Genomic DNA, 25,838 nt, shown 5'->3' with positions numbered 1-25,838 from the left:
ATTTTTATTTGACTCAGATGTTTTCATAAAACATTTTAATTCACATTGCTGTGCTTATTGTAGGTAGTGATTTGAAGCTTTAACAACTGTATTTAGTGTTTCACTTCTTGTACATTGTGGATCAAATAAAACAGGAAATAAATCCTCCATGCCTCTCAGGTGATCTCGATCTAAATACTCTGATCGAATTAGTCCATCTTCGGCAAACATAAAGAAAACCTGGTTGTAGGCAGAAATTCCTCTTAAAAATGCTGGTTCCATAAAGGTATCGACGATAATGGGCTTCTTTTTACCCATTTGTTATAACTCTAAAATAATGAACTCAACACTTTCATCAAAGACCGAAGAACCATTGACTCTATCGTTCCCACAACCTAAGAAAAACCACTCCCAATCGATAAAGTGACTTAAAATTGCCGGATGGTCCTGAGGGTTAGCTTTGCCCTGATAATCAAAGGTATGGTCATCAGAAGAATAATACTCCCCACTTGGAGGCTTTCGTCTTAGTCATAGTGCTTTTTACCGCCGTAAGGCCCCCGCCACAAATCCAAGTAAGTGTGATTTAGATAAAGCCTTAATACTCGATCTGAAATTTTCAAAGTACATCATTCCCCTGTCTAAAAATTGTTTCTTACAAGGGGAAAAGTCTCATTCTGAAAGCACTACAGTAATTTCTCATCATCCATATTCATTAATAATGCCCCCATCATTAAGTTATGTTTGGTTTATTCGATTCCGTCCCACATTCCACACAAAGTCTATCCATACCTAAAGCTCTTTTCCCTTGGCTCCTACAAATCCATTTCATTTTATCCTATTCGTTCCCTTGGCCTCGTGGTTTATCATCATTTATTAACCACCATTTCTTTTGATTTTTTATATTCTCGTTGCACATAATAATAAATCCGTCCAAATCGGCATGCCAAATCACCACAAGCAACATCTGGTGCTTGCAGCATGGACATCTCAACGGGTCTTGTTCATATGTCTCTATCACTCGCTGGCGATACGAAAAGCGAAAGAAGCTCGACGCTTTCCTGGCCAGCAAGAAATTGATTTTCCTAACCTGACAGAAGTAAGCTGAAGCTGCATGAACACAATAACAAATCCGCCTTTTGCCAAAAGCCCCTCTACGCCAAGCGAAGGGGCTTTTCTACAGGATAGAACTAAAAATCAGAGCTTACTTTCCACCTATTTCGTCGCATTTCATCCGTTGGAGGAGTCTCTAACGTAAGCTTTGAACCATCCTCGGATATGGTCAAAGCCCTATTATGATAAACTGAGATAATGACAACCGAACCATCCCTATTTTTGTGGACAATCCACCGCTGATTATTGTAGCCCAAATAAGAATAGAGCTGAATTTTATTGTGCTCCGCGTCCAGATCCAGCGCCTGTCCGGAGGTCGTTCGGATGGAATAGGAACCTGCATCATCTCCGGTCGGCACAAACACCCATTTTTGATCCGAGGCTTCATTTGCATCCTGTACACTAACTGCTTCGCCATTTGCCAGGCGGGCTGTATATATGGATTTTTGGAATGCTACGTTCACGAGGCTTGATACCCTCAACTTGGCCGGTTTCCCTCCTGTCACATTTACATTCTGATAAGAGACAGAGCCGCCAAAGACATGAAGTCCGAAATGACCTTCGGCAAAGGTCCCATCCTTCAGATCCATTATTTTCAGTCCTCCCATATGTACCACGATATGCGGGCCTTCCGCTTGAATCTTTATTTTATAGGTTTGGCCTCGCTGGATGAAGGCCGGGACTTTCGCCAGAACCTGTCGTTCCTCGAATCGTCCATCTATTTTGTAGAACAGGCGAATAGACTTCATGTTAGGATCTAGATTCAGGTAGTAGCCGCTGTGCCCATCCTCGCTTGCACGGAACAGGAGTGAACCAGCCCCGCCGGACGTGCCAAGCTTCAGTTCAGCTTCATAAGTAAAATCCCCAGCCTGCTCCTGGGCCATATAATTCGCGTCGCTTGAGTATCTTCCACGAATTCCATCCTTGCTGAGTACCCATGAAGCCATTGACGGATCTGGGGTCCAGCCGCTGAGACTGGTATGAAACTCGCCGCCAGAGACTTTTACAAGAAGGCTGGCGGATGCCTTTCCATTCGGGGTGGATACAGTAATGACGGACTCGCCCTCTTTTTTGGCCATAAGAGTTGCCTGAGAAGCGCCGGCTCCCTTTATGCCTACCACCTTGGCATTACTGGATTTCCACTCCAGCGGGTGAACACCATTGCCAGGCCCATTCTCCACTGCCGCCCGCAGCGTTTCACTTTGCCCTATCCCTAGTTCACGGTCACCCGTGTCCATTGCAATCCGTAGTGGCGAATCGTTATCCGAATTCCACACTGATCCAAGCTTGTTTACCGACAGAGAAACAATCTTCACATTGCCACCCTGATTATAGAAGCTCATCTCCCTACTGGCCGGATCAGGAAATATGACCTCGGAGAAAACCACCTTGCCTCCATTAGCGAAGACCTCAACAGAGGATTCATCCACCAAAATCCGCATCTGGATCCGCTTGTTCTCGGCTTTCATCCCCGTTTCATGTCTTGTGGTAAACAGATTGGAGAAATCCGTAGCTCCGGAAGCAGAGCGATCCACGAACAATTTACTTTCGCCTGGCTTATAACCCACCACAGTCTTCTGATTCGCACCTTCACGTAGATTAAAACCAAACTCTGTTACGTTACTTCCAGCCGGAATCTCCAGTTCGGCTTCAATCTCATATGCTCCAGAAACAAGTCCCTTCAGCAGGTTTGGAGAAGATGGATTGATCATCTTGTCAGTTACAGAGAACAGCCTGCTGCGCAGATGTTCCATCTCCTTGATCGGACCCTGGGCGAGACGGAGTCCGTCGGGGGTCATGACCAGAGCAACCTCTCTCGGAACAGTCAGTCCCCCCTTCCAGCCCGAAGTCGGAAAAGCGAACGGATAATCCCAGTTGGACATCCACGCCAACATCACTCTGCGCCCATCCGTCATGTCCGAGAAAGACATGGATGCATAATACTCCTTGCCAAAATCCGTTCTCAGCACCTTTCCTGCCGGATTGTCATTTACGAATTTCCCCTCTGCAGTCAGACTTCCCACAAAATATTCAGAATCCGATCCTCCTGTTGCCGAATTCGCCCCTGTACTGATCATGAGAACCCACTTCTTCTCTGACGTTTCCTGCACGACCAGTGGGAACAGGTCAGGGCATTCCCACACACCGCCACGAACATAATCTCCATAACCCCAATTGTCGGTCAACGTCCAGTCCAGCAAATTAGCCGATGTAAAGAACCGGATATGATCACCACCGGACACTACCATGACCCAGCGATTATGCTCGTCATCGCGAATCACCTTAGGGTCGCGGAAATCCCATCCCCCCGGTTCTTCCCCGTTCTTGCCGGGGTTCTCAACCACGATCGGACGATTCTTGGCATAATGCCACGTACGCCCCTGATCCTTGCTGTAAGCAAGGCCAATGCGCTGGTTGCCATTAGGACCATCTGGGTTATAGGAAGTATAATAGGCGATCAGACCTTTGCCGCCCGAATCCGTAAATAAGCCTGAAGTATTCGTTACATCCGCCACAGCAGATCCGGACCAGATATGCCCGTAATCATTCCACGGAAGTGCAATCGGCAGACGTTTCCAGCTCAGCATATCCTTGCTGACGGCATGGGCCCATGTGCCTCCATCCTGATGGAAAAGATGGTATTCACCTTCGAAATAGACCAACCCGTTCGGGTCACTGGCGTACCCACGGATCGGTGTATAATGATACTGGGGACGATAGGTTTCAGTATAATAATTATTAGACTCCGTGACATAAGCATCCTGAAAGTAAGCGCTTCCCTTTTTCACAACAAGACCGGCGTTTCCTGTTGAATACGAATGATCCGTTACATCGATTGCTGGTGGAGTATAACCGTCCACGAAAACTTGAATCCGGTTACCCATTGCCTTTACTTCCATATAATGCTTCGCCCCCGCTAAGCTCGGATAAGGTCGCTCTGAGCCTGCAATTGCAGTTCCATCCGCTTTCGTCAGCGATACGCGGACCTGCTCTCCTTCCTTCACCAGAGTAGCTTCATATCCACGTGTTCCATCGGTAGAGGACCGGAAAGCTAGAGCGGCAGCAGCATCGGAGCGGAAAACGATTGTTCCTTCATATACAAAGTCAGCAGCTTGCCTACTATAGATTTGCTGAGCCTTGCTCTGGTTCACAGACGTTCCTTTTTGGCCGCTGAGGTCAGGCTGCCACTGTCCTTTTTTCATAAGTACCAAACCCAGATTCCCTTTCAGATCGCTAACGGTTATGTTTTGGAACAAGGCTGACCCATCCCAGACGTGAAGTCCAAGGCGGCCAGATCGGTATGAACTGTCTTGAACATCAATCACAGGCTTATATTGAGTTCCCCAATATACTTTCAGCGAGGCCCCTTCAGCTTTTACCTTGAGATGATAGATCTCCCCTTTCTTGAGCGAAACCGGATGCTCTTCATTTAATTTACCTGCTCCACTGCCCGCATCTTTTAAACGGATAATACCGGACTGCGGTGCAATTTGAAGCATATACGAATTCAATCCGTCTTCATTGGAACGGAAGAGCAAAGAAGCATCCGCTTGCATATCCTTGATCATAACATCGGCTTCATACAGGAAATCATCTGCTATTGTTTCTGAGATGGCCATCACGTCCTCCTGCGGATCAGATGTCAGCAGGAGCCCTTCTGCGGCATCTCCCCACTTGCCATTTCCTTTTACCTGCCATCCTGTCAAATTTGTATTTAGATTTATAACGTTTTCAAAAATAGAAAGACCCTCCTTTTCCGATTTTCCTGTGTTACCTTCCGCCCGTGCAGCCCAGCCGGTATCAGGACTAGCGGCGTAAACTCCAGATGAAGTCATAATAATAGCCATCACCATGAGGATGTGCAGCACAGCTTTGAATTTCTTTTTCATCGATTACCCTCCATTTCTACTCTACGGAATAATCATCTTCTACCAAAAAAGTAGAAGGCGGCCAGTTACAGCACAGTAACTGGCCGGAATAGCATATTAAATTTGTTATAAAATATATAGAGCTTGAACTTGTGATTTCTATTTTAGGATTTGAACGAGACTATTGGGAATGTTCAAACTCCGACTCCCCTCTCTCTTTCCCTTTTTGTTAATTTTCAATAATATCCGAGCCCGGTGGAACACTATACTCATCCTTATGCTCCAAGATGGCACTTAAATTGAAATAACCGTTCAGGTTCCGGAGCACAACCTACCGGTTCAGCGGGAAAATCAGCAGCAGCTGCATAACGCCGCCCAAAAAATTTTGTGAGTTGACAAAAGTAAAATGACACGGGTTTATGGACCAGCAATATAGAAGGCTTCCATATCTAATGCGATATGGTTCAACGGCAGCTCGTGGTCCTTTTTCTCATCTGGCTTCAATGGCCTTCAAGGCGTCCCTATGTTAACGAATTCATCTTCAGAATGCCGTCTGGTCAGCATTTGTCCACTCTTCGGATATACAAGTATATGTATAATTTCACCTTCCGAATAAACACTAACACCGCCCCCCCCGTACCTACGATATATTACAAGCAGTAGGAATCCTTACGCAGCACCCCATTTAAATCTCGCTATAAACTGCTGCATTGACATCGGTTTCCCAGCCAACGGGAACGGCAAGACCCGCCGCAGAATACTCAGTGTTTGTAATTTTCGACCCCGTCTTAGGAGTTGTGTAGCGAATCTGTAATTTGGCTATCCGGCGGAAAAGCTCAATAAAATCACAGCCGGTTATACAGAGCTCATTTTAGTTTACCTCCATCCTTACCCTCAAAATACTTATACTTGTGCATTTAATTGTTCATCAAGTTTACATTTATAATCAATATTTATAAACATTAATTTATATAACCAAAAGTATAGCGCTTTCAAAAATAAAAAGCAATGAAAATCCCACTCACTCTGTTACTTGTTTAAGTTTATATATTTCCTTGATAGCAAACCCTCACGAGAAGGGGTCTAGCTCTCTTTCTTTTCTTAGAAGAACACCGATTTATCCTAATAGTATAGAATCTTTTTTATCTAACTCTTACTACAAAAAAGGCAAAGAGTAGTGTAGTATAAGAGGGGAATGTTTATTAGCAGTATGCAAGATCAAAGAATTGTTTTCAAGCTAAAAACCACATTCACATTTACATTTGAATAAATTTTTGTTTATCATTTAAGATTTTATGAAGCAGGATAAAAAGGAGCTTATTATGGCTGAGAAAGTAACGGTTCAAGACATCGCGGATGCAATGGGGCTGTCTCGAAATACCATATCCAAAGCCCTCAACAACCATCCGCAAATTCCAGAGGGCACAAAAAAGAGAGTAATCCAAAAAGCAGCGGAGATGAAATACAAAAACTACAGTTTTATGAATGGAGGCAATATTGCTCTTCTTACACGAGGGGACATTAACGCCATCAGCTTCTACTCTGAAACGATTAAAGGAATGGAAACCTCCCTGCGCGCTGAAGGCTTTAATCTGATCTTATCTCTTGTCAATCCTGAGGATATCCATTCATGCACACTGCCCTCCAATATTAACCAATCAAATGTGAACGGAATTGTTTGTATTGAGATCTTCCAAGAAGCCTATATTGAAACTATTCTAAACACGGGCATTCCAACGGTATTTATCGATTTTTTGCCAGAGTCGTTGAACTCTCCACACAAATTCGACATCCTCTTGATGGAGAATCACCGCACGACATACAATCTTACTCGTTCTCTCATTGGACGCGGCCATTCGGAGATTGGATTTATCGGAGACCACAATCACTGTCGAAGCTTCTATGAGCGTTGGCTTGGTTACGATCAAGCCCTCCGGATGCATCGCGCTTCATCTGGAGAGACGTTCAGCATCAAGCTTGAGGACAACAATCCTTATCTATCTGTTGAGTGGATGCTTGAACAGTTGAAGCAGCTTCCAAAGCTTCCGACAGCATTTGTTTGTGCCAACGATGATATTGGAATTTCGGTTATTCGTGCGCTAAAGGAGCTGCACATCGATGTTCCTGGACAAATCGAGGTAACAGGTTTTGACGATATTGCTAATGCCAAGATTATCGATCCTCCGCTCACGACCGTACATACTTATCCGTACGGACTCGGTACACGCGTCGTTGAGTCCTTGTTGGCTCGATTGGAGCAGCCGGATCGACGGAATGAGACCATTCATCTTGAGACATGCATCGTTCATAGAGGCTCCACGAAGTCTTCCTAATCAAGTTGTATGTAACAAAGATACAGGGAACCATTTTTATTCAGAGCATATACACTGTTATTTTTAAGCAAGGTAAGATGAATAAGATTTTCAGATACCAAGGTAGTATGAATGAGAGAGATAGCAAAACTAAAAAATTAATCTTTCTCACATTCTTATGTTTTATTTTTTTGCTCCTTATAGTTAATAACCATAGTGTACTTCTATCATTACAATATAGACATAAATAAATAAGAAATTGAATCAGCACTTTGATTTTCAATGATATTCCTCCAAATAAGTTATGTTTTTCGCGTTAATTAAGTTTTGATGTGTAATGAATTTTTCAGATGAGTAAGCGCCCGAACTGTAGAAGGTATTTTGGTAACTAAATTAAAATGAGTTAAGAGAAGCATTTAGCGTAGATCTCATTTTTAAAAAGACGAAAAACCTCTTCACAATTCAGCCCTATCTCCTTTCTAATTATTGCATTTGCGTAAAGTTAGGCTTATAAGTAGCTGTTTATACTTAAATGAATCTGATATAAATAATACGTTTATATTAGATTTTCTTAAAAGATATATTTAAAAATAAATTGTCCTTATGTCGCATAATACAAATAATTTTTTTATTTATAGAAATAGCTATAACTGTATTCAATGAAAAAAGGTAGGTTCGCAATTGAACCTACCTATTCGGAGAAATTACATATTATTTACTTTCTTATCCTACTTAAGACTCCGAGCCCATCATTCTCCTGGCTTCTTTTAGTATTGAACCTGTTGTACTCATTAGCCATCCCAAAGAATCAGTAGTACCACAATACTCAATAACATCAGCGCATTTTAATTGTCAGGAGAAAATAACGTTCTAGACTAAAAAATAAAGTGTTAGACTCAGCAAATAAAGTTGTAGACTGAGAAAATAGAGAGACTGACGATGCTTCATTAAGCTAACGGACAGATAGGTTAACCATGAGATTTCAATAACTAGTATGGTTGTAGCATTGTAAAAAATATTGATCCCTCATAAGGGGGGAGTGATTTATTATTGAGTCTTTATGTTAAAATTACTATATGGATTGTGAATAAATGTACTTGAATTAATGCAGCAGATTAGTAATGGTAGATTATACCATGTGGATTATATGGAGGTTGCTGTAATGTTTGAAAGTATATGTGTTTCTAGTGATTGCGATTTAGGGACAATAGCAGAGAAAGCAATTTTTTATGATAAGGTAAAAATAATCGTCAATGAGAATCTGTTAAATCGTTTGTTTTCACAAGTCCATCCCGCTGAATTTATTCCATTTTTAGAAGAACATAAAGAAAATATTGAATTAGTTTATTTCTGGGTTGTACCAGTTACTAGAACTTTCCACCACGATGATAAAACAGAAATAATGTTTACCTCAATGGATGAAGATGATGTAGACCCATACTTAGATTACTTGTGGGAAAAAGGTGGGTTGAATAGTCCTCTCCTTTACTTTTAAAGAAACTTCCAAAAGATATTAAGTTAAAATTACACATCATAGAAGATGATGCTCTTTTAAAAAGATATGAATTAGAACATAATATTAGTAAAGAGATAATTGACCCTCTCTCATTTCTAGGAAGTTATTTTTCGACTTTTTCTAGCTTTGAAGTATGGTCAAAGCACTCATCGGATTTCCAATTAAGCCCATCATCTTCTATCTTAATTGCGAACAGATTTGATTCCCTTTATAACAAAATCGTTAGTGGAAGTAATAGTATAGAAACATTTAATAATTTTGTACTGAAAACTGGAAATGTTAGAGGAGTTTTGAATTCCGGGGAAAAGACTTTTTCAGAGTATATATCTATATATGAAAATAGTAGAAAATTCAAGGAGTTTATTGGTGATTTACCCCCAGAAGCTAATTTAATACAGGAATACTTTAATGCTAATAATGCAAATACTTGGGCTGAGAAATTACCATCTAAAACAATCAGGTTGGGCTGTTTACAGGTGCAGGTTTACTTAATACAGTAGGTGGCTCAGGAGCTGGCACTTTATTAGGAATAGGATCGTAGTGGCCATCCTCGTCTGGCTGTTTAACTGCATCAATTATAATATCTCCCATTCATTGATTATGAAATGGAGTTAAAATTCCTTAAGGACATGCTAAAGACAAAAACTTATATCGTTAAAACAAGAAAAGCCGCCATTTTGGCGACTTATCTATCTGAATATATTTATTTTTTCATTTTACAGCTAAGAATTTTTCTTGTAGTTACTATACATCCTTCTAGTAACTCTTATTTAATTTATCATCAACGATCTTTTATCTATTTATACTGTTACTCATTTTGATAAATTGATTTTCAGGTTCGATATTCGATAGTAACCTTTGCAAACGCTGGAGTCCAATGACTAGTTCCAGTTGATCCAGCGACGAGGATAAAGAAACTCGCAGAAACTGATCCCCGTTATCTTTCCTTGTTAAGAAACGTGCCGAGTGATAAATATGAATTCCATAATCCATAGCCTTATTTTCCAGTTCTTTTAGTTGGTAATGATGAGATAATGGTAACCATCTATAGAAGCTGAGTGGATTCTCAGTTTGCGTGTACTGATGAAAATAACTCTGGTATAGCTTGCTCCGTTCCAAGGCGATTGCCCGCTTTTGCCTGATGATTTCTTCAGCGATTCCTGAATGTATCATTTCAGTTATGATCTCTGCATTAAGTGAAGACGTTTTAATATTCACGTTGAATACCCCGTAATGCATCTTTTCCTTTAGTAACTCTGTGCATGTCATATACGCTACCCTCAATCCTGAACTGAGCGATTTCGAAGTACTCAGAATATACACAAAGTGATCCGGAACGAAGTGAGAAACCGGCAAAAAACCGCTAGGAGACAAAAATGAATAGATATCATCTTCAATTAAAATGATTCCATGTTGATTGATGATCTTGGCTAGATTTTGTCTACGCTCCATGTCCATGACGATCGCCGTAGGGTTATGACAGGATGGAATGAGATAAATTCCTTTAATATGATTAGTATTACAAGACTTCTCCAAACTTTCTGGAAGCATGCCACTTGTATCTCCATCTATAGGCACAAGTTGAATATTCAGAAGGTTTGCTAGTTCAATAAAGTTAGGATAGGTGTGTATATCTACGGCAATTTTGTCGCCTGGATGAAACAGGGACATTAGTGTTAGAGCAAGTGCATTCTGTGCGCCGGAAACAATCATGATGTTCTTTGCCTCGGCTTCCATTCCAAACTGATGCATCCATGTTCTTGCTGCGGTTTGATGATAGGGAATTCCAAGCGGGTGCCTATAATCCAGCAGGGTCGTCAGATAATCTTTACTCGCAACTTGTTTAACCATTTCAGCTACCTGGTCATTGCAATGATCTAACGGCTGTATAATCCCCATTTCGATATACTGGTTGCGTTCTACATGCTCTTCGAGAAAAATAGCGTTACGAACATGAGGCGTTACAAAAGTCCCTCTACCTGTTACAGCATAAATCAGCCCTTTGACTTCACATATCTTGAAAGCACGCGTAATTGTGCTCAGATTCACATCCAGATAATCTGCCAGTTCACGTTGAGGCGGCAGCTTAGTATTCGGTGCCAGAAATCCATTGATAATGTCATACTCCAGTAGACTGGCAATAGAGCGGTAAATAGGTGAACTAAGCTTTTTGCGAACCGGTGTCCAACTCATCGGATAATTTTCAAACGAATTCACAGGCATAAGCATCCTCCAAAGATTGTCTTACATACAATTTTAACATTGTAGCCATACAATATATAGTGTTACAGTGGTGCATATCAGTCAACAAACTATCAGCAGGGAGGGCAAAAAAGATGAAATATTATGTCGTAGATGCATTTGCACAGAAGGTTTTTGAGGGGAATCCTGCAGGTGTATGCATTATGGAGAACTGGATTTCGAATGACTTGATGCAGCACATCGCAATAGAAAATAACCTTTCCGAAACTGCTTTTGCTGTTAAAGAAGGAGATCATTACCGTCTAAGATGGTTTACGCCCGCAGAAGAAATTGAGCTTTGTGGTCATGCCACCCTAGCTACCGCTTATGTCATAGCCAATTTTTATGAACCTGGTTCGGAGCACTTTACGTTCCACAGTCTAGGCGGAGAATTGACTGTCATTAAAAAGGGCGAGTTATATGAGATGGACTTCCCAAGCCGGATGCCGGCGTTGGCCACATTAACTCCTGATATGGTAGAGGCTCTTGGCGTTACCCCAGTGGAGACATATCTAAGCAGAGATCTGATGTTTGTACTGGAGACTGAGGATCAGGTTCGGGACCTGAAACCGGACTTCTCCAAGTTAAAGAGCTTAGCGGATGGGTTAGGAGTGACGGTAACGGCTAAAGGCTCTAATTATGATTTTGTATCTAGGAGCTTTTTCCCTAAGCTGAATGTAAATGAAGATCCCGTTTGCGGTTCAGCACACTGTAACTTGATTCCATACTGGGAAGAGCGCTTGGGTAAGCAGGAAATGGTAGCAAAGCAATGGTCTTCACGTGGAGGTATACTTTACTGCCAACTGCAAAAAGAAAGAGTGAAAATCAGCGGAACGGCAGTCCTGTACTCCATAGCTGAATTACAAATCAATTAACCACCTTGTGAAAACATGATGCAATCTAATATAAATAAAGGTCTAATCTTACTGTTTACCGCCACGTTATTCTGGGCTGGAAATTACATCTGTGGTCGATATCTTGGTCCAACTCTACCAGCAACACTTCTTAATACGATACGCTGGTTTCTTTCAGCTATCATTCTGTGGGGATTGGTGAAATTCAGACAACAACAGCTTCCGCTCTTTTCGAAATGGAAAGAGTTCTCTGTACTTGGATTTCTGGGTATATTTGCTTTTTCTACGCTTAATTATGAGGGACTGAAGTTGATTAGTGCTTCCAGAGCGGGTATGATTTCAGCGATTATTCCGATCCTTATTCTCATTTGCACACCTCTGATATTGAAAGAGAAAGTTAAACCTCTGGCATGGATTGGGTCAGCGGTATCGATTGTCGGGATTATTATATTATTTCAAGGTAAAGCCTCTAACTCAGCCGGCGACACATCAGTTACAGGGGATATAATGATACTTCTGTCATGTGTGGCCTGGAGTCTCTACACGGTGCAAGGAAAGAAATATGGAGAGTCTACAGGCCCGCTGACCCTAACCGCTGGAGCTGCTGTATATGGAAGCATATTTAGTGCCATTAGCTGTATAGGCAACGTAAATGTTGATACCATACACATGAACTCTACGGCATGGGTGTGCATTCTGTACGTAAGCACGTTTGCTTCCGTAGCAGCCTATTTTGCCTGGAATGTAGGGGTTAAACTGATTGGTGCTTCTAGAGCAGCCCCCTTTATTAACCTACTTCCCGTGTGGACTGTGATTCTAGGTATTGTTTTACTCGGAGAACATGTGTCCTTTATGTCTTTTGTAGGTGGCCTCATTGCACTCATGGGTGCAGTTTTGGCAAGTATCAAATAATGTTTATTATTGTTCATCTTAATAGTAACAAAAAAAATCAAGTTCTTGTCCTCAGAGGAGGGAAAAGAACTTGATTTTTTCGTTAAAACAATAAAACCCTAAAATGTCGACATTTCCTGAATTCCTATTTGAAAAATAGATTGGTCTTCAAAAAAATTAATTTAATTCAATACTTGCATAATACTCTTAGGGAAAGTTTCTTCTGCTTCTGCTCTTTTCTCATATATATTGTACCAAGCCTCCGCTACCTGGTCTGGATCAAAACCCGTGCCCTTCTTGATCAAAGGACTGATGGATAAATGACCAACAAATACCCCCATAGGAAGCAAACGTTCGTGCAAAGTAAGGATGTAGTTTCTCAATCCAGACATGGCTATCCCTGAATTTCCGAACATGGCGCTTGGACTCATGGCTGAAAGGTCGCTTGTGAAAAGAAGCGCACCCTCACCTCGTTCAATCATTTCTGGAATGACTTGTCTTGCAGAGTTGATGGCTCCGATGACCACATTATTGAAAATTTGAATAACGCTCTCATCTGTCGTATCCAGCACAGGTGTCACAGAGGCATTTCCATTATGAGGACTAAATTCTAAAACATTTATTGTACCATAATTATTTTTAATTTGTTGAAATGCACTAGTTAGCTGCATTTTGTTTGTGATATCGGCAGCAAACCCCTTTGCTTCAATCCCCATCTGATTTAGCTGCTGAGCATATTGATCGAGCTTCTCCTGTGTTCTTGAAATCAGAGCAATACGAAACCCGTGCTTCCCAAAAGTCTTGGCCAGTGAGAAACCAAGACCAGGCCCAGCACCAACTATAACCATTGTCTTCATTGAATCATTCTCCTCTTATTAAGACGTAGTCCACTTTGTGATACAACTTTTTTGTGAAATGGACTAGTCGAAAGTATTGAAACTTATTTCGTGATTCTCGCCAAGCAGAATACTATGCTGCTTGGCGGGAACTCTGGAACCAGTATCCTAATTATGATTCAACAACAAATTCGCTGTTCAGTTGGATCGCATTGGCAATGTTCCAGCGGTTAGGAGATGTACGTAAGACGGTTTCATGAATTCGATTCCATTGCTCTTGCGTCCCGTCGCCATTCACAACCACTTTATAATGGAGTTCTTCATATCCAGGTTTAATATTCTCATCCAGACCCAGGAAGCCGCGAAGATCCAATTGTCCTTTCGTTTCAATCCTCAACGATTTCAAGTGGACATTCTCTAAAGAAGCTGCTGCAACATACCCAACAATCATACAAGCGTTCAGTGCTGCCATGAGAAACTCTTGTGGGTTAGCAGCTTGGTTCTCACCTAATAACTCAGCTGGTTCATCGATTAAAATCTCAAAATCCCTCTCAAGCTGTTGCTCACCAAGCTTCATTTCCTTAACGGACGTGGCTGACTTTGTCCCCCCAGTCCACTCCGTTGTCACTTGAAATTTCGCTATCCCATCGTTTGAATTCTGCTCTACAGCTCCTGCAAACTGTTTCAGAGCGCCTATGTTGAGTCCGTTAATAGTTTCGAGATTATTGTTGTTCATTGGATATCTCCTCATCTTTCTTTCCTTTTATAAATAGCAATAGACTATACAAAACTACCTACTAGAAGGTAGTTTTGTATCATGCTTAAATTCGGATTAAAACATCTTTCTTCGATATCAAATCAATTTAATCCAATACCGCTCTTATATGTTCAGTTGTGACTGCCCAGTGTGAAGTTGCCCAGTATTTTGCTTTATCCTTTATTAAAATAATTTGTGGGGATTCATGTTTAACGTTTAAATCTTCTGCAATCTTATTCGATATAGGACGGGACTCGATCACTTTCACAAGAAAGTAGTCCGTTTTGCGATTAGGCATCTCTTTCAGATATTGTTCAAATTCCTTAAGGGCATTTGCGCTGACGGGACAAGATGTACTGTGCTTTAAAACAACTTGACCTCGTTCCATGGATTCTTCAAAAATAGTAGCCCAATCCTCCAAAGTCGTAACTTCTCTCCATTCCATCTTCAGTTACCTCCTTCCAAATAAATGTACTATTAGTTGTATATGCCATGAAAATTATTCAATTGATAATTTGAATAATAAATTAGTTCATTAATTCAGTCAAGCACTTTTTTACGTGAGAAGAGAACGGAATCCTATGAACCATGTTCCTAGATTGTTTTGGTGAAAAAGCCGCCATTCAGGCGGCTTACGAAGCGGTTTTATTCTTATCCTACAACATGATCTGTTCCTTCCACTCTAGGATTCGCTGTTAAGAGATGATATGATAGCATAGCTCACCGTTTATCAAGAACGTATATTCCCTATTTCAACTGCATGTTGCAGAAATTGCTCGATTTCTTCCTGAGATTTACGCATCTTATTGACATAACGGGTAAGCTCTTCACCGCCAGCGAAGGCGACAAAGCTTGGAATACCCATAATGTTTTGTTCTTCACTGACAGTGCCTACATGATCAACATCCACCTCGACCAGATTCAAATCATTTGCAAATTTATCTTCCACTTCAGGCATGAATGGATCAATAAACTTGCAGTCACCACACCAGTCTGCTTTAAAAACAGCGACCGTGAGTTTTGAAGAGTTAATTGCTGCATCAAACTCAGATTTCGATGAAATTTTTTTCATGTTCTTTGCTCCTCTTCAAAAATGATTTACCATTGTAATTGGTGTTCTTCAATATAGTTGCTTGTCACATCATCTCCGGAGTCAATCGTTACTTTCCCCTCGGTATCAACAGGAACCCCTGCTTTTATAAGCAATTGACCGATATGGCAGTCTTTTTCAGCTTGTAGAATCAAGGCTTCTGCCATAGTGATATCCTCATTGGAGGATCCCGAGGATAACACAACGTGCGGACGATGTGTGATACTTAGATGATCGCCTTTCGTTATATTGCCCTCGGTATCCATAAAGAGTCCGGTAACGGGTACTTTCTTGCGATCGAGCATGTATGCCAGTGTCATCGTATAACAAGCGACAGCTGAGGACATGAGGAGTTGCTGGGGTTCAGCCCCTTCTCCACTTCCTCCTTTAGGTGCAGGGATAGCAATTTGGGTTTGTAATTTGTCACTTTTTATACGACCATCGCCTTTTGCATCTTTGTACCAAACCGTATTCATATTAATTTTTTGATCTGCCATTTAAATCTACTCCTTTTGAATATGTTATTTTATACTATAGCTGCTTAAACGCAACTGCTTGAAACTTTGATACATTCGTTTTACTTCTGGAATACCTCAAGTGATTATTGTTCCAAAGAATCGATGAACTTTTCGCTATCCATGGCTGCCATGGCCCCACTTCCAGCAGCAGTAATAGCTTGACGATAGCGATGATCCTGTACATCTCCACAAGCAAATACACCTGAGATGTTTGTCATGGATGTACCCGGTACTGTTACAATATAGCCGTTTTCATCCGTTTCAATTTGATTATTCAAAAATTCAGTATTCGGATGGTGGCCAATAGCTACAAAAACACCATGTGCAGGCAGGATTTCCTCTTCGCCCGAGATATTGTTTTGGACTTTTAATCCTGTTACGCCATTTGGTTCTGCAACAACTTCGAGGGGTGTCTTGTTAAACGCCCACTCAATTTTAGGGTTCGAGCGTGCGCGATCTTGCATTATTTTTGAGGCTCTCAATTCCTCTCGACGATGGACAACAGTCACTTTAGAGGCAAATCGCGTTAAGAAGCTTGCTTCTTCCAACGCAGTATCACCACCTCCCACCACAATCAGCTCCTTATTCCGAAAGAAAAATCCATCACACGTAGCACAAGTGCTCACTCCACGCCCTACGTTATCCGCTTCTCCAGGTATGCCTAAATATTTCGCGCTAGCACCGGTAGAGATGATCAACGTTTCAGTAACAACCTCACCTTTGCCTTGCACTTGTAATCTAAACGGCCGTTTCTCAAGATCTACTATTTCTACCCAACCGGTTAAAAATGTAGCTCCAAAACGCTCTGCTTGTTTCCGCATGTTATCCATTAATTCAGGGCCCATGATGCCTTCAGGAAATCCTGGGTAATTTTCGATTTCGGTTGTAGTTGTAAGCTGTCCACCTGGTTCAGGTCCTTCAATAACGAGAGGACTCATATTTGCACGAGCCAGGTAGATCGCTGCAGTTAGCCCGGCTGGACCAGTTCCAACAATTACGGATTTATACATTCTCTACCCCTCCAAAGTTTATGGTATTTCATTTAATATTCAATTGAATAATTGAATTGTATCATTGTATTATCTTTTCGTCAACACGTCAGTTAAAGTTTAGTAATATGTCTATACATTTATTTGAAATGATCTTGAGAAAGACTTTAGCTCGGGAGGGTATAGATTAGAAATGTGGAAGACTAACTAACATACATAAATTTGAGAAAAAGCCGACAAAGCAATATTGCAGTGTCGGCTTTTACAAGAGAATTGATTTTTCATATGGGTTAAATTGCATTTTTCAAACAATATTGACCATTCTTAGAATGCGCTATAAATACGAATTTCGGGGTCAGCTTGAAGCAAATCTTTCAGACCAACGACAACATCCTTGTTGAATAGATCACTTTCCAGATAGGCTTTAGCGTCAGATTCACTACTGAAGCCGTGCAGAACTTGAACGTCTTCCTCACGTACTAGTAATTCTTTTGACAAAGCACCAGCGATCTTTGAAAGAAAAGGCTCTTTAAAGGTTGTATAAACATTAGCTGCTGCCTCGCGTTCGGATACATTCACTTTCAATGTAATTTGAAGATAAGCTTTTTGCATAGGATTTGTACCTCCAGTTTTTTTTATATGATCAATAAATCAAATGATCAATCAATCAATTGAATCTTATACAATAAACTTCTAGTCGTCAAGTCAATATCTGATATTTTAATCTCTAGCAGATGGCTATGTTCATAATTTTGTCAACTATTTCATTCCTAGTAATTTGATCAAATTACATTATTTCTACTTGACTATACTGAGGTACATGTTAAAATTCTATTAATCAATTGAATGACTTAACACTTCTTTTTTTGAGGAGCAAAGTCAACTTTTGAATATGGAAGTTAGATAATATCATTGAACACATTGCTTTCGGAAAACGCTAAAATAGAATTCCTACTCATGTTTAACAGTTATGAATCATTGTTTAAATCGATTTAGAGGGTATAGTTAACATAGGAATTCCTTTCTTTAAATTTGAAAAAGAATTGAGGTTGATCATAATGGAGGAAATGCTGAACTCTGCAAAAATTTTCAAGGAAGATTTATATAAACAATTAGCCAGAATCGGAAAATGTTTATCCAGTGACAAGCGTCTTGAAATTTTGAATGTGTTATCCAATGGTTCTAAAACAGTAGAAAAAATAGCCACTTGCACAGATATGAATATTGCAAATGTATCTCGCCATCTTCAAATTCTACTCGATGCAAAACTTGTTAAATTCACGAAAAAAGGAACTTACGTCATTTACTCATTGGCTGATCCTGAAATTACAGGATTTCTTTCGTCCTTATGGCGGATCAGTGAGAAGCAACTTCCGGATATCAGTAGGATGAAAGATGATTTCTTAAACAACCTTGATGACGTCCAGACGCTTACAATGGATGAGGTTATGGACAAACTTAATAGTTCTTCCTTGATTCTGGTGGATTTGCGTCCGAAAGAAGAGTATGAAAGGGAGCATATTGCGGGAGCAATTTCGCTGCCGATGGAAGAGTTGGATGTGTTGATGCGCGAGTTGCCCAAAGACGCGGAAATTATCGCATATTGCAGAGGTCCTTTATGCGTATATTCAGCCCTGGCAGCACAAAAATTACAATCGGAGGGGTTCACTGCTTATCGCATGGAGGAAGGCTTAAATGAGTGGCAGGAACATTTTCAAGTGCATTAAACTGATTTCTAGGTACTAATTTGAATCTAAAATTATCCCATTCAGACAATCTCAACTTTCCAATTAGGTAATAAAAAAGACTTCGAGACCCATTACTAAGGGGCTTTGAAGTCTTTTTTATGTAAGACAATTATTCTTAAACGTAAAATAACCTCTAACAGAATATCATTCATAGCTGCTTACACGTCGAATGACTCTTTTTGGTGAAGCTGCGGTAGATACGTTGATGAGCCTTAAGCCATTCATTAACCCTCGTTGTAGCCCTCGAAATGCTAGAACGGAAGCAATTAGGATACGTCATGTGTTTGATACGATCCCTAACTTACGCTACCACTGAATAGTATCGTATGAGGTTAAGTTATATTCGTTGAGTAAAAGATTAAACTGGGCGCAGAATCGACATATAATTAGTAACAAGCGAGTCGTAATACCCAATTTCACCAGAGGATCTAGATAATAACTGTGCACCTTGAACAAATGCAATAAGCGTTTGGGCCTGTTCAAGAGCCTCATTAGAAAAAGTGAATTCTCCAGATTTTTTTCCTTGATCAAGCACATGTTCCAGCCAAGCCGTATTTGCATCAAAAAATAAATTAAGCTCCTCGCGGATCTCCAGTGGAAAAGAATTTAATTCTGCTGCCATCATTGAACATAAACAAAGCTTGGTGTTATTCTCCAACGTTTCGCGATATAGACCAAAAAAAAGTTGAATTTTTTTCATTGAACTAAGCGTTTGATCAGTAACTTCCTGAAGCCTACCCACAAAATCTTTGCGATATCGGAGAAGGACGGCTTGCACTAAATCTTGTTTGGAAGGAAAGTGATAATGGATGCTTGCTTTGCGAATACCTATAGCCTCCGCGATATCTGCATAGCTAAAACCGTTATAGCCCCGTTCCTGGACTAATGTAAGCCCTACATCCATAATCTCTTGCAATGTGTTTTTTTTTGTATTCATAAAAGCAATCTACCATTCAGTAAGTATACTGTCAAGGCAGCTACCTCCTTTTACTGTTTAAGAAAGGGTCAACCACATGATGTGATTGACCCATAAGAAACCACTTATCTCAAGCGAGCTGTAACTCCGCCATCTAACGGCATGACAATACCTGTAATCCATGAAGCAGAGTCACTGGCAAGGAAGAGAATAGCTTCAGCAACGTCTCCCGGAGTTCCGTTACGTCCAATAGGATGGAACGCATTAAAGGTTGGCAGCACTTCAGCAACCTCTTTTTCCGTCATAAAGCTGTTGTAAATCGGTGTTTCAACTACAGCAGGTGCTACAGCATTCACCCGAATTTGATCACCCGCGAGTTCCACAGCCAAGTTGCGAGTTAAAGCGTGGCGTCCTGCCATCGCAGCAGAATAAGCAGAAGAAGGCGTTGACTCAACCGCTTGGATTGCCCACATCGAACCTGTGTTTACGATGGCGCCTCCTCCTCTTTTCTTCATTTCCGGAATGACGGCTTGAGATGGATAGAATGTTCCCTTCACGATCGTATCCAAATAGGATTGCAAATCTTCAGGTGTATGCTCAAGCACAGGAGTTGGAACAAATTTACCTGTGTTATTCACGAGGACATCAATTCCACCAAATGCATCCACAGCGGTTTGAACCAGTTTCTTCGAGGTTTCGGGCAGACTGATATCACCGGATACGGCCAGTACTCGCTTACCTGAAGGGTCAATCTCCAAAGCTGTTTGCGTCAATACATCTTGTCGACGACCGTTGATGATCACATTTGCACCTTCTTCAAAAAATCGTTGTGCTGTTTTCTTACCAATACCGGTTCCTCCGCCAGTGACGATTACTGTTTTATTTTCAAATTTCATTGTGTTACATCTCCTTCATCCATGTTATTTTAAATCCTTCAAAGCTTCGTCTTGTCTTTTCCGCCACCTGTGATAATAATTGTTATTTTTCCACCTACTCTGAGTCCCAGAATTAAAAACAGCTTAAAATCATTTTCAAGTCCAGAAGAACCTCACTGGATTGATTTAATTCTACCTTCTAGTAGGTAGATAGTCAAGTGTATTTTTTATTCTATAGTAGCTTCTTGTTCAATAGAGTCCCTTACTAAGGGTAAGATCGCTATCGATAAAAGTGAAGACTCATCCTGTAGAATGTAATTGAATCCAACTACGTAATATTGCATGTTCATTTCATAACTACAAAACCGGCTACACCATGCGATAGGTATTGCCGGTTTTGAGCTTATTTTATTAGTTAACGGGGACGAATTCTGTGATTTATTAATGATCACGGAGACCAAAAAGGAATCAAAATTATGCTCTGGTCATCATAGTTATATCATTCAGAAATATTCAAAACAGCACGAAATCTTGTCGATGCTGACATCATTTTATCGTATGCTTCATCAGCACGCTCTAAAGGAAATGTTTCAATCATGGGGCGAATATCTGTAAGAACACTGAAATTAATCGTTGCTTGAATTTCTTTCGCTCCGCCTGTAAAAGAACCTCTTACTGTATTGGGACCTTTCAAGAAGTCCATTGCCGACAATTCCAATTGGTCGCCCGAACCGGCTACTATGATTAATTCACTGTCTTGACCCAGTCCGTTTATCAGTGAAGAAATGGCTTTAGCGTTTGGTGCTGTAGCCAGAATGACTTTGGCTCCTCCCAAAGCTTGTAAAACCGCAGCGGGATCTTCTTTTTCAGAATCAATGTACAGATGTGCCCCAAGTTGACGTACAAGCGTTTCTTTATCACTTCCCCGGGATATGGCAACGGTACGATATCCAGCTTTGTTTGCATACTGAACAGCAAGGTGACCTAGACCGCCAATTCCCTGAATAGCTACCAGATCACCAGGCCGAGCTTTACTATTTTTGATAGCGCTAAAAGTCGTTTCCCCAGCACACATTAGTGGAGCAGCTTCCATCGACGAAACTTCACTTGGAATACTGGACAAATTATCCTCATAAGCGACCATGTATTCAGCATAACCACCGTCAATTGTTAATCCAGTTACATGGCTATGTCCTCCATGCCACCCAATCCCGACACGCTCTCCAACCTTCCACTTTGATGAACCTGCTCCAAGCGCATCAACGATTCCAACCACTTCATGTCCAGGAATCCGAGGATACTCCGAGGCAGCGCCTCCAATGGCCATCGAATCTCCGTTACATACACCACAAGCCTCAACACGAATCAGCACTTGTCCTTCTGCAGGTTGCGGAACTGGAATCTCAACCAGTTTCATTTTTTCCCCTTTAGCCGGTACTTGCATAGCTCTCATCATCTTCATGAATAGACCCCCTATAATTTAAAATGTCGGAACTTCATTAGTATAAAACAAATAAAACATTTATTCAATTATTTAATTGTATAATTGAATAAATGTTTTTTTATTACTATGTCCTGATAACGAATGTGAAATTCATTGTTTATTGAGAACATCTAATTTATTCTTTAATTGATAATTTTTAAGACTGCAAGTTCAGCTGACTGAAGAGCACCCTCTAGATGTCCACCAAACTCAGTACTTGTTTCTGTTCCAGCGAATACAATATTGTTTTTCCATTCACCAACTACAGGTATTTCTCCATAATTCGGGAAGTCTTGAAGTGGAATACTATCCTCATATATAGCCGTATCAGAGTCCACAGACCAATCCTTGTATAAAATAGTCCTTACTTTTTCTGCCGAAGAGCCAAAAAGCCTAATTAATTGTTCTTTAACCTGCTCTAAAACCTGCTTTTCCCCTAAATGATGACGGACTTTCGAGGGCATACCAAAGAAACCAAATAATGCACCTGAACCTGTAAGGGGAGAAGCATCATGAATTTCTTGCAAAGGGCCTACCCAACTCGATACGAAACCTGAAAGTCCATCTTTTCTCCAAAAAGGCTCATCATAGACAGCTATAGCTTTGGCTTGCCCTGCCATCCAGGTTGGTTTGTTGATAAGGTTTAGGTTCATTTCAGGAGAGAATGCAGGGATAAAAGTAATATGTCGTGCAACAATACGAGGCGGTAATGCTAAAATAACAGCCCGAGCGATAAATTCTTTTGTTTTTCCATCTGAAAGTACTGCACTTATCGTGATAGAGTTTTGATCGTTTAATTTAATTGTCGTTACACGTGTTTCCAAATCAAAGATTTCAGGTGGTAACTTACTATATAATGCGTCAATTAAAGATTGCACTCCTCCTGTAAACCGTGATGATCTCTCCATTGAGTGAGCAGGAAGGATATGGCGTTCAGGTGCTTGGTTCTCGTATCGCTCAAATAACATAGCCCCCTCGGTGTGCTGATCGAAAGTTTCGAGGTTTAGCTCCTGAACGAGATTGGCGATAGCATGCTCATATCTCGGCCAGAACCAAGTGGGTCCTAGATCAAATTTCCCCATTTCAGGTTTGTCTGGATGAAAAGCATTTAAAACTCTCCCACCAATCCTATCTCTAGCATCTAAAATCTTACATTCAATACCTTGTGCTGTAAGTAAAGTGGCAGCTCGCAAACCACTTAAACCAGCGCCAATAATAATCACCGGATTTTCCATTTCTGTTCTCCATTCCTGTAGATAATTTTAAGTTCATGTTGAGTATCAAAACTTTTTTCAAATATTATATTGAACAATTGAATATTAGGTCGTTATGCTTTTTAAGTCAAGTGTGGATCTTCTTTTTCTCTAATATTTGATAGAAGAAATTTTGAAGGAAATCATCATATCTATAGCATCTTTACTAAAGAGAATCTGAAAGCAAATGATTCCAATTTAGGAGATGTATATTTAAAATTCGTTTTATTTTAATCATTTTGTTTTATTGCATTGCAAAGTTGTTGTAATCTTATTTCTAATTGTTCAAATTGAACAAATCGTCCTTCGCGGAGATGTTCCTTCTGATCAAAAAACAACATGATCGTGGGAACTGTAAAAGTCAACAATTTACCTGTAACCTCTTCTACCTGGGTGGCATTAATGTGCGCAAGCTTTATTTCTGGATAATTACTGAGTAATTCTTTTAGTTTGGGATAAATCGCATGGCATACATTACATTCCTCCTGCGATACATATAACATGCTTAATCGATTACTTTGAATAAACGTATCTATTTCTTTCGTTGAAGTTATTTCTTGGACATCCTTCATCTCTAATCCCCTTGCTGTATGTGGAATTCGATCCATATTTAATTCAAAAGCTTTTTTTCCTATAGAAATAATGGATTTCATCACAGATCTATTCCGTCCTGTCACACGACGACCCAAGCAAATTGCGGTTTCTCTATTCGATAATGCTACTATATCCAATCAAGAAAATTATTTTAAAAAACGACGGTTTGTCCAATTAAAACCGTCGTTTTTCTCCTACATATCAAATAATAACAAAATAGATTTGTTTTAAAATTTTTAACCAAATGTCTGTTTGCCTAAATCGATACAGACGCCTTAAAATGGTGTGTAGTATTACATTCACAAATTCGTTTTATTTTATTTCTTTTTTATTTTCTCTCGATGAGTTCAACAGGTGGATTAACGTTGCTAACACACCCAGTAATGCCAAGCCTGCAACAATGGCCATTGCGGTATGCATGTTAGGCAGTAGTTGATTCTGCTGAGTAGATTCATTCGAACTGTTAAGAACAGCTGTAATAATAGCTAAGGAAACCGCTCCGCCAATTTGCAAGCTGGTGTTAACTAGACCAGAAGCAAGACCTTGTTCTTGTGGGGCTACCCCGAATGTACCTTGCACGTTCACCGCAGGGAAGGCCAAAACGAATCCAATACCAATTAAGATCATCGTTGGGAGAAGGAAGTTCCAGTACGGTAACGACGGATCAACTCGGAAGAACAGGAGATAACCTACGGAAACCGATGTCAGACCAATCAGTATCGCAACGACGGTTCCAAGACGTTTCATTACTTTATCGATTCGAGGACCAAAAACGACCTGGAATAGGCTTGATGGCAGAAAGGCCAAAGCTACCCACAGCGGCGCCCACCGCAGCGAATCTTGGAGGTAAATGGTCACGATGAACTGAAATGCCATAAAGCTACCAAGCAAGGTCATCGCCGCCAAATTCGCGTTGCGAAGTGTTGCTGACCGTAAAATGCCAATCCGGACGAGGGGGTGAGGATGTTTTCGTTCTACCAGAACGAAGGCCACCATCAGGGCTACGCTTGCGACAAGTAATGCAATCGTCCAAAAGCTCGTCCAACCTTGAATTGGAGCTTCAACGAGGGCGTATACTAATAGCAGTAAAGATCCTGTAATAGTAAGTGCTCCCCAAAGATCAAATTGCTTAAAAGTGACACGTTCCCGTGTTGAACGTGGAATCAATCGCAATCCTAAAAGGAAAATGATGATAGCAAGTGGCCCAGGAGCAAATAAAGTAATACGCCAGCCGAGTTCAGTGAGAACACCCCCGAGTACAAGGCCTAGTGCAAAACCGGTTGTTCCGAAAATCGAATAAATACTTAGTGCTTTCATTCTGGCGGGTCCCTCGGCAAACGTTGTGCTAACAATCGACATTCCCGCAGGTACCGTGAATCCTGCTGCTATCCCCTTTACGAGTCGCAAAGCGATGAGTGTCATCTCGTTGCTCATTAATGCACTAACGATCGAGGCTAACCCAAATACAGCAACAGCGATGAGAAAAACTTGGCGACGTCCGATTAAGTCTGAAACTCGTCCGCCCAGGAGAAGAAATCCTCCGTAACCCAAGATATACGCATTAACAATCCATTGTAGTGTTCCCGTTGAAAGGTGTAGTTCACTTCCGATGGAGGGCAGAGCAATGTTGACCATCGATAGGTCGATTCCGTCAAGGAAAAGTGCACTAGATACGACCAAAAGGAGTATCCATGTCCTAACGCTCCATATCGTTCCATGTTCTTGCGTCTCATTAGAATGTTCAGAACGATTAATTTGCCTTTCTTCATTGATAATGGATTTATCAATTCTATATTTTTGATTTGACATTATTTCACTTCCTTTTCTCCGTTGTGGATGTCAACTTTCTATCATCACATCCATAATTTCCACCTTTATGTTGAAACAAAGTTAAGCTGATCCCAAATTTCACGAATCTCTGAAAAAACACTTCATATTGAAGATAGAGGGAAGTTTATGCATTCGGTCTGTTTTGCATGTTGTCCATCTATTCGAGTTCTAATTTCC

The 25,838-nt window shown here is 40.8% G+C and carries 21 protein-coding genes; 5 read left to right on the top strand and 16 right to left on the bottom strand.

The genetic code is table 11. The features are described 5' to 3' along the window. Positions 1–54: 54 nt before the first annotated feature. Positions 55–297 (bottom strand): hypothetical protein, encoded by a 243-nt coding sequence (locus tag MKY16_RS03180; protein WP_340954082.1) that lies wholly within the window; start codon positions 295–297, stop codon positions 55–57. Positions 298–1,166: 869 nt separating this feature from the next. Then, on the bottom strand, positions 1,167–4,979 hold the full coding sequence (locus MKY16_RS03175) for a GH32 C-terminal domain-containing protein (RefSeq protein WP_340954080.1): 3,813 nt from the start codon (positions 4,977–4,979) through the stop codon (positions 1,167–1,169). Between the two features lie 1,301 nt (positions 4,980–6,280). Here MKY16_RS03175 and MKY16_RS03170 point away from each other — a divergent pair. Continuing rightward, positions 6,281–7,291, top strand: a complete 1,011-nt coding sequence (locus MKY16_RS03170; RefSeq protein ID WP_029515929.1) for a LacI family DNA-binding transcriptional regulator — start codon at positions 6,281–6,283, stop codon at positions 7,289–7,291. Between the two features lie 1,141 nt (positions 7,292–8,432). Next, positions 8,433–8,765 carry a hypothetical protein gene (locus tag MKY16_RS03165; RefSeq protein WP_340954079.1) on the top strand — a complete coding sequence of 111 codons (333 nt, stop codon included), beginning with the start codon at positions 8,433–8,435 and terminating at the stop codon, positions 8,763–8,765. An 813-nt stretch (positions 8,766–9,578) separates the two neighbouring features. Here the strand turns inward: MKY16_RS03165 and MKY16_RS03160 are convergent. Beyond that, the gene (locus MKY16_RS03160; RefSeq protein WP_340954078.1) at positions 9,579–11,009 is read right to left on the bottom strand and encodes an aminotransferase-like domain-containing protein; all 1,431 of its coding nucleotides are present in this window, start codon (positions 11,007–11,009) and stop codon (positions 9,579–9,581) included. A gap of 113 nt (positions 11,010–11,122) precedes the next feature. Here MKY16_RS03160 and MKY16_RS03155 point away from each other — a divergent pair, with 113 nt between their 5' ends. Next, the gene (locus tag MKY16_RS03155) at positions 11,123–11,902 is read left to right on the top strand and encodes a PhzF family phenazine biosynthesis protein (RefSeq protein WP_340954076.1); all 780 of its coding nucleotides are present in this window, start codon (positions 11,123–11,125) and stop codon (positions 11,900–11,902) included. Between the two features lie 15 nt (positions 11,903–11,917). Continuing rightward, the gene (locus MKY16_RS03150; RefSeq protein WP_340954075.1) at positions 11,918–12,793 is read left to right on the top strand and encodes a DMT family transporter; all 876 of its coding nucleotides are present in this window, start codon (positions 11,918–11,920) and stop codon (positions 12,791–12,793) included. Between the two features lie 161 nt (positions 12,794–12,954). On the opposite strand, the gene MKY16_RS03145 is transcribed toward MKY16_RS03150, so the two are convergent. From MKY16_RS03145 to MKY16_RS03115, 7 genes are all read right to left on the bottom strand, one after another. After that, entirely contained in the window at positions 12,955–13,629 is a 675-nt protein-coding gene (locus tag MKY16_RS03145) for an SDR family NAD(P)-dependent oxidoreductase (protein WP_340954074.1), read from the bottom strand. Between the two features lie 151 nt (positions 13,630–13,780). After that, positions 13,781–14,344: an OsmC family protein gene (locus tag MKY16_RS03140; protein ID WP_340954073.1), complete on the bottom strand. Its 564-nt coding sequence runs from the start codon at positions 14,342–14,344 to the stop codon at positions 13,781–13,783. A gap of 127 nt (positions 14,345–14,471) precedes the next feature. Beyond that, positions 14,472–14,810 (bottom strand): bacillithiol system redox-active protein YtxJ, encoded by a 339-nt coding sequence (gene ytxJ / locus MKY16_RS03135; protein WP_340954072.1) that lies wholly within the window; start codon positions 14,808–14,810, stop codon positions 14,472–14,474. Positions 14,811–15,095: 285 nt separating this feature from the next. Next, a complete protein-coding gene (locus tag MKY16_RS03130) occupies positions 15,096–15,437 on the bottom strand; it encodes a thioredoxin family protein (protein WP_340954071.1) in 342 nt (113 codons plus the stop codon). Positions 15,438–15,463: 26 nt separating this feature from the next. Beyond that, positions 15,464–15,952, bottom strand: coding sequence for an OsmC family protein (locus MKY16_RS03125; RefSeq protein WP_340954070.1), 489 nt, complete (start codon positions 15,950–15,952; stop codon positions 15,464–15,466). A 104-nt stretch (positions 15,953–16,056) separates the two neighbouring features. Continuing rightward, entirely contained in the window at positions 16,057–16,983 is a 927-nt protein-coding gene (trxB, locus tag MKY16_RS03120) for a thioredoxin-disulfide reductase (RefSeq protein WP_340954068.1), read from the bottom strand. Between the two features lie 303 nt (positions 16,984–17,286). Further along, positions 17,287–17,574, bottom strand: coding sequence for a hypothetical protein (locus MKY16_RS03115; RefSeq protein ID WP_340954066.1), 288 nt, complete (start codon positions 17,572–17,574; stop codon positions 17,287–17,289). 446 nt (positions 17,575–18,020) lie between these two features. On the opposite strand from MKY16_RS03115, the gene MKY16_RS03110 reads away from it, so the two are divergent. Next, positions 18,021–18,689 (top strand): ArsR/SmtB family transcription factor, encoded by a 669-nt coding sequence (locus MKY16_RS03110; RefSeq protein WP_340954064.1) that lies wholly within the window; start codon positions 18,021–18,023, stop codon positions 18,687–18,689. A gap of 379 nt (positions 18,690–19,068) precedes the next feature. Here the strand turns inward: MKY16_RS03110 and MKY16_RS03105 are convergent, their stop codons facing one another. The 6 genes from MKY16_RS03105 to MKY16_RS03080 all read right to left on the bottom strand — a co-directional run bounded on the left by MKY16_RS03105 (position 19,069) and on the right by MKY16_RS03080 (position 25,640). Next, positions 19,069–19,647: a TetR/AcrR family transcriptional regulator gene (locus tag MKY16_RS03105; RefSeq protein ID WP_340954062.1), complete on the bottom strand. Its 579-nt coding sequence runs from the start codon at positions 19,645–19,647 to the stop codon at positions 19,069–19,071. Positions 19,648–19,751: 104 nt separating this feature from the next. Beyond that, complete coding sequence (locus MKY16_RS03100) at positions 19,752–20,522, bottom strand: SDR family NAD(P)-dependent oxidoreductase (RefSeq protein WP_340954060.1); 771 nt, start codon at positions 20,520–20,522, stop codon at positions 19,752–19,754. A gap of 478 nt (positions 20,523–21,000) precedes the next feature. Further along, the gene (locus MKY16_RS03095; RefSeq protein ID WP_340954059.1) at positions 21,001–21,963 is read right to left on the bottom strand and encodes an alcohol dehydrogenase catalytic domain-containing protein; all 963 of its coding nucleotides are present in this window, start codon (positions 21,961–21,963) and stop codon (positions 21,001–21,003) included. A 164-nt stretch (positions 21,964–22,127) separates the two neighbouring features. Continuing rightward, positions 22,128–23,219 carry a flavin monoamine oxidase family protein gene (locus MKY16_RS03090; protein WP_340954058.1) on the bottom strand — a complete coding sequence of 364 codons (1,092 nt, stop codon included), beginning with the start codon at positions 23,217–23,219 and terminating at the stop codon, positions 22,128–22,130. A 248-nt stretch (positions 23,220–23,467) separates the two neighbouring features. Continuing rightward, positions 23,468–23,890 carry a thioredoxin family protein gene (locus tag MKY16_RS03085; RefSeq protein WP_340957543.1) on the bottom strand — a complete coding sequence of 141 codons (423 nt, stop codon included), beginning with the start codon at positions 23,888–23,890 and terminating at the stop codon, positions 23,468–23,470. 253 nt (positions 23,891–24,143) lie between these two features. Next, positions 24,144–25,640 (bottom strand): MFS transporter, encoded by a 1,497-nt coding sequence (locus MKY16_RS03080; protein ID WP_340954057.1) that lies wholly within the window; start codon positions 25,638–25,640, stop codon positions 24,144–24,146. Between the last annotated feature and the right edge of the window lie 198 nt (positions 25,641–25,838).

Origin of the sequence: Paenibacillus sp. FSL L8-0641, from assembly GCF_038006265.1 — a bacterium.
Lineage (GTDB): Bacteria > Bacillota > Bacilli > Paenibacillales > Paenibacillaceae > Paenibacillus > Paenibacillus polymyxa_D.
The sequence above is the reverse complement of the archived record's forward strand: the minus strand, read 5'-3'. Positions and strand labels throughout refer to the sequence as shown.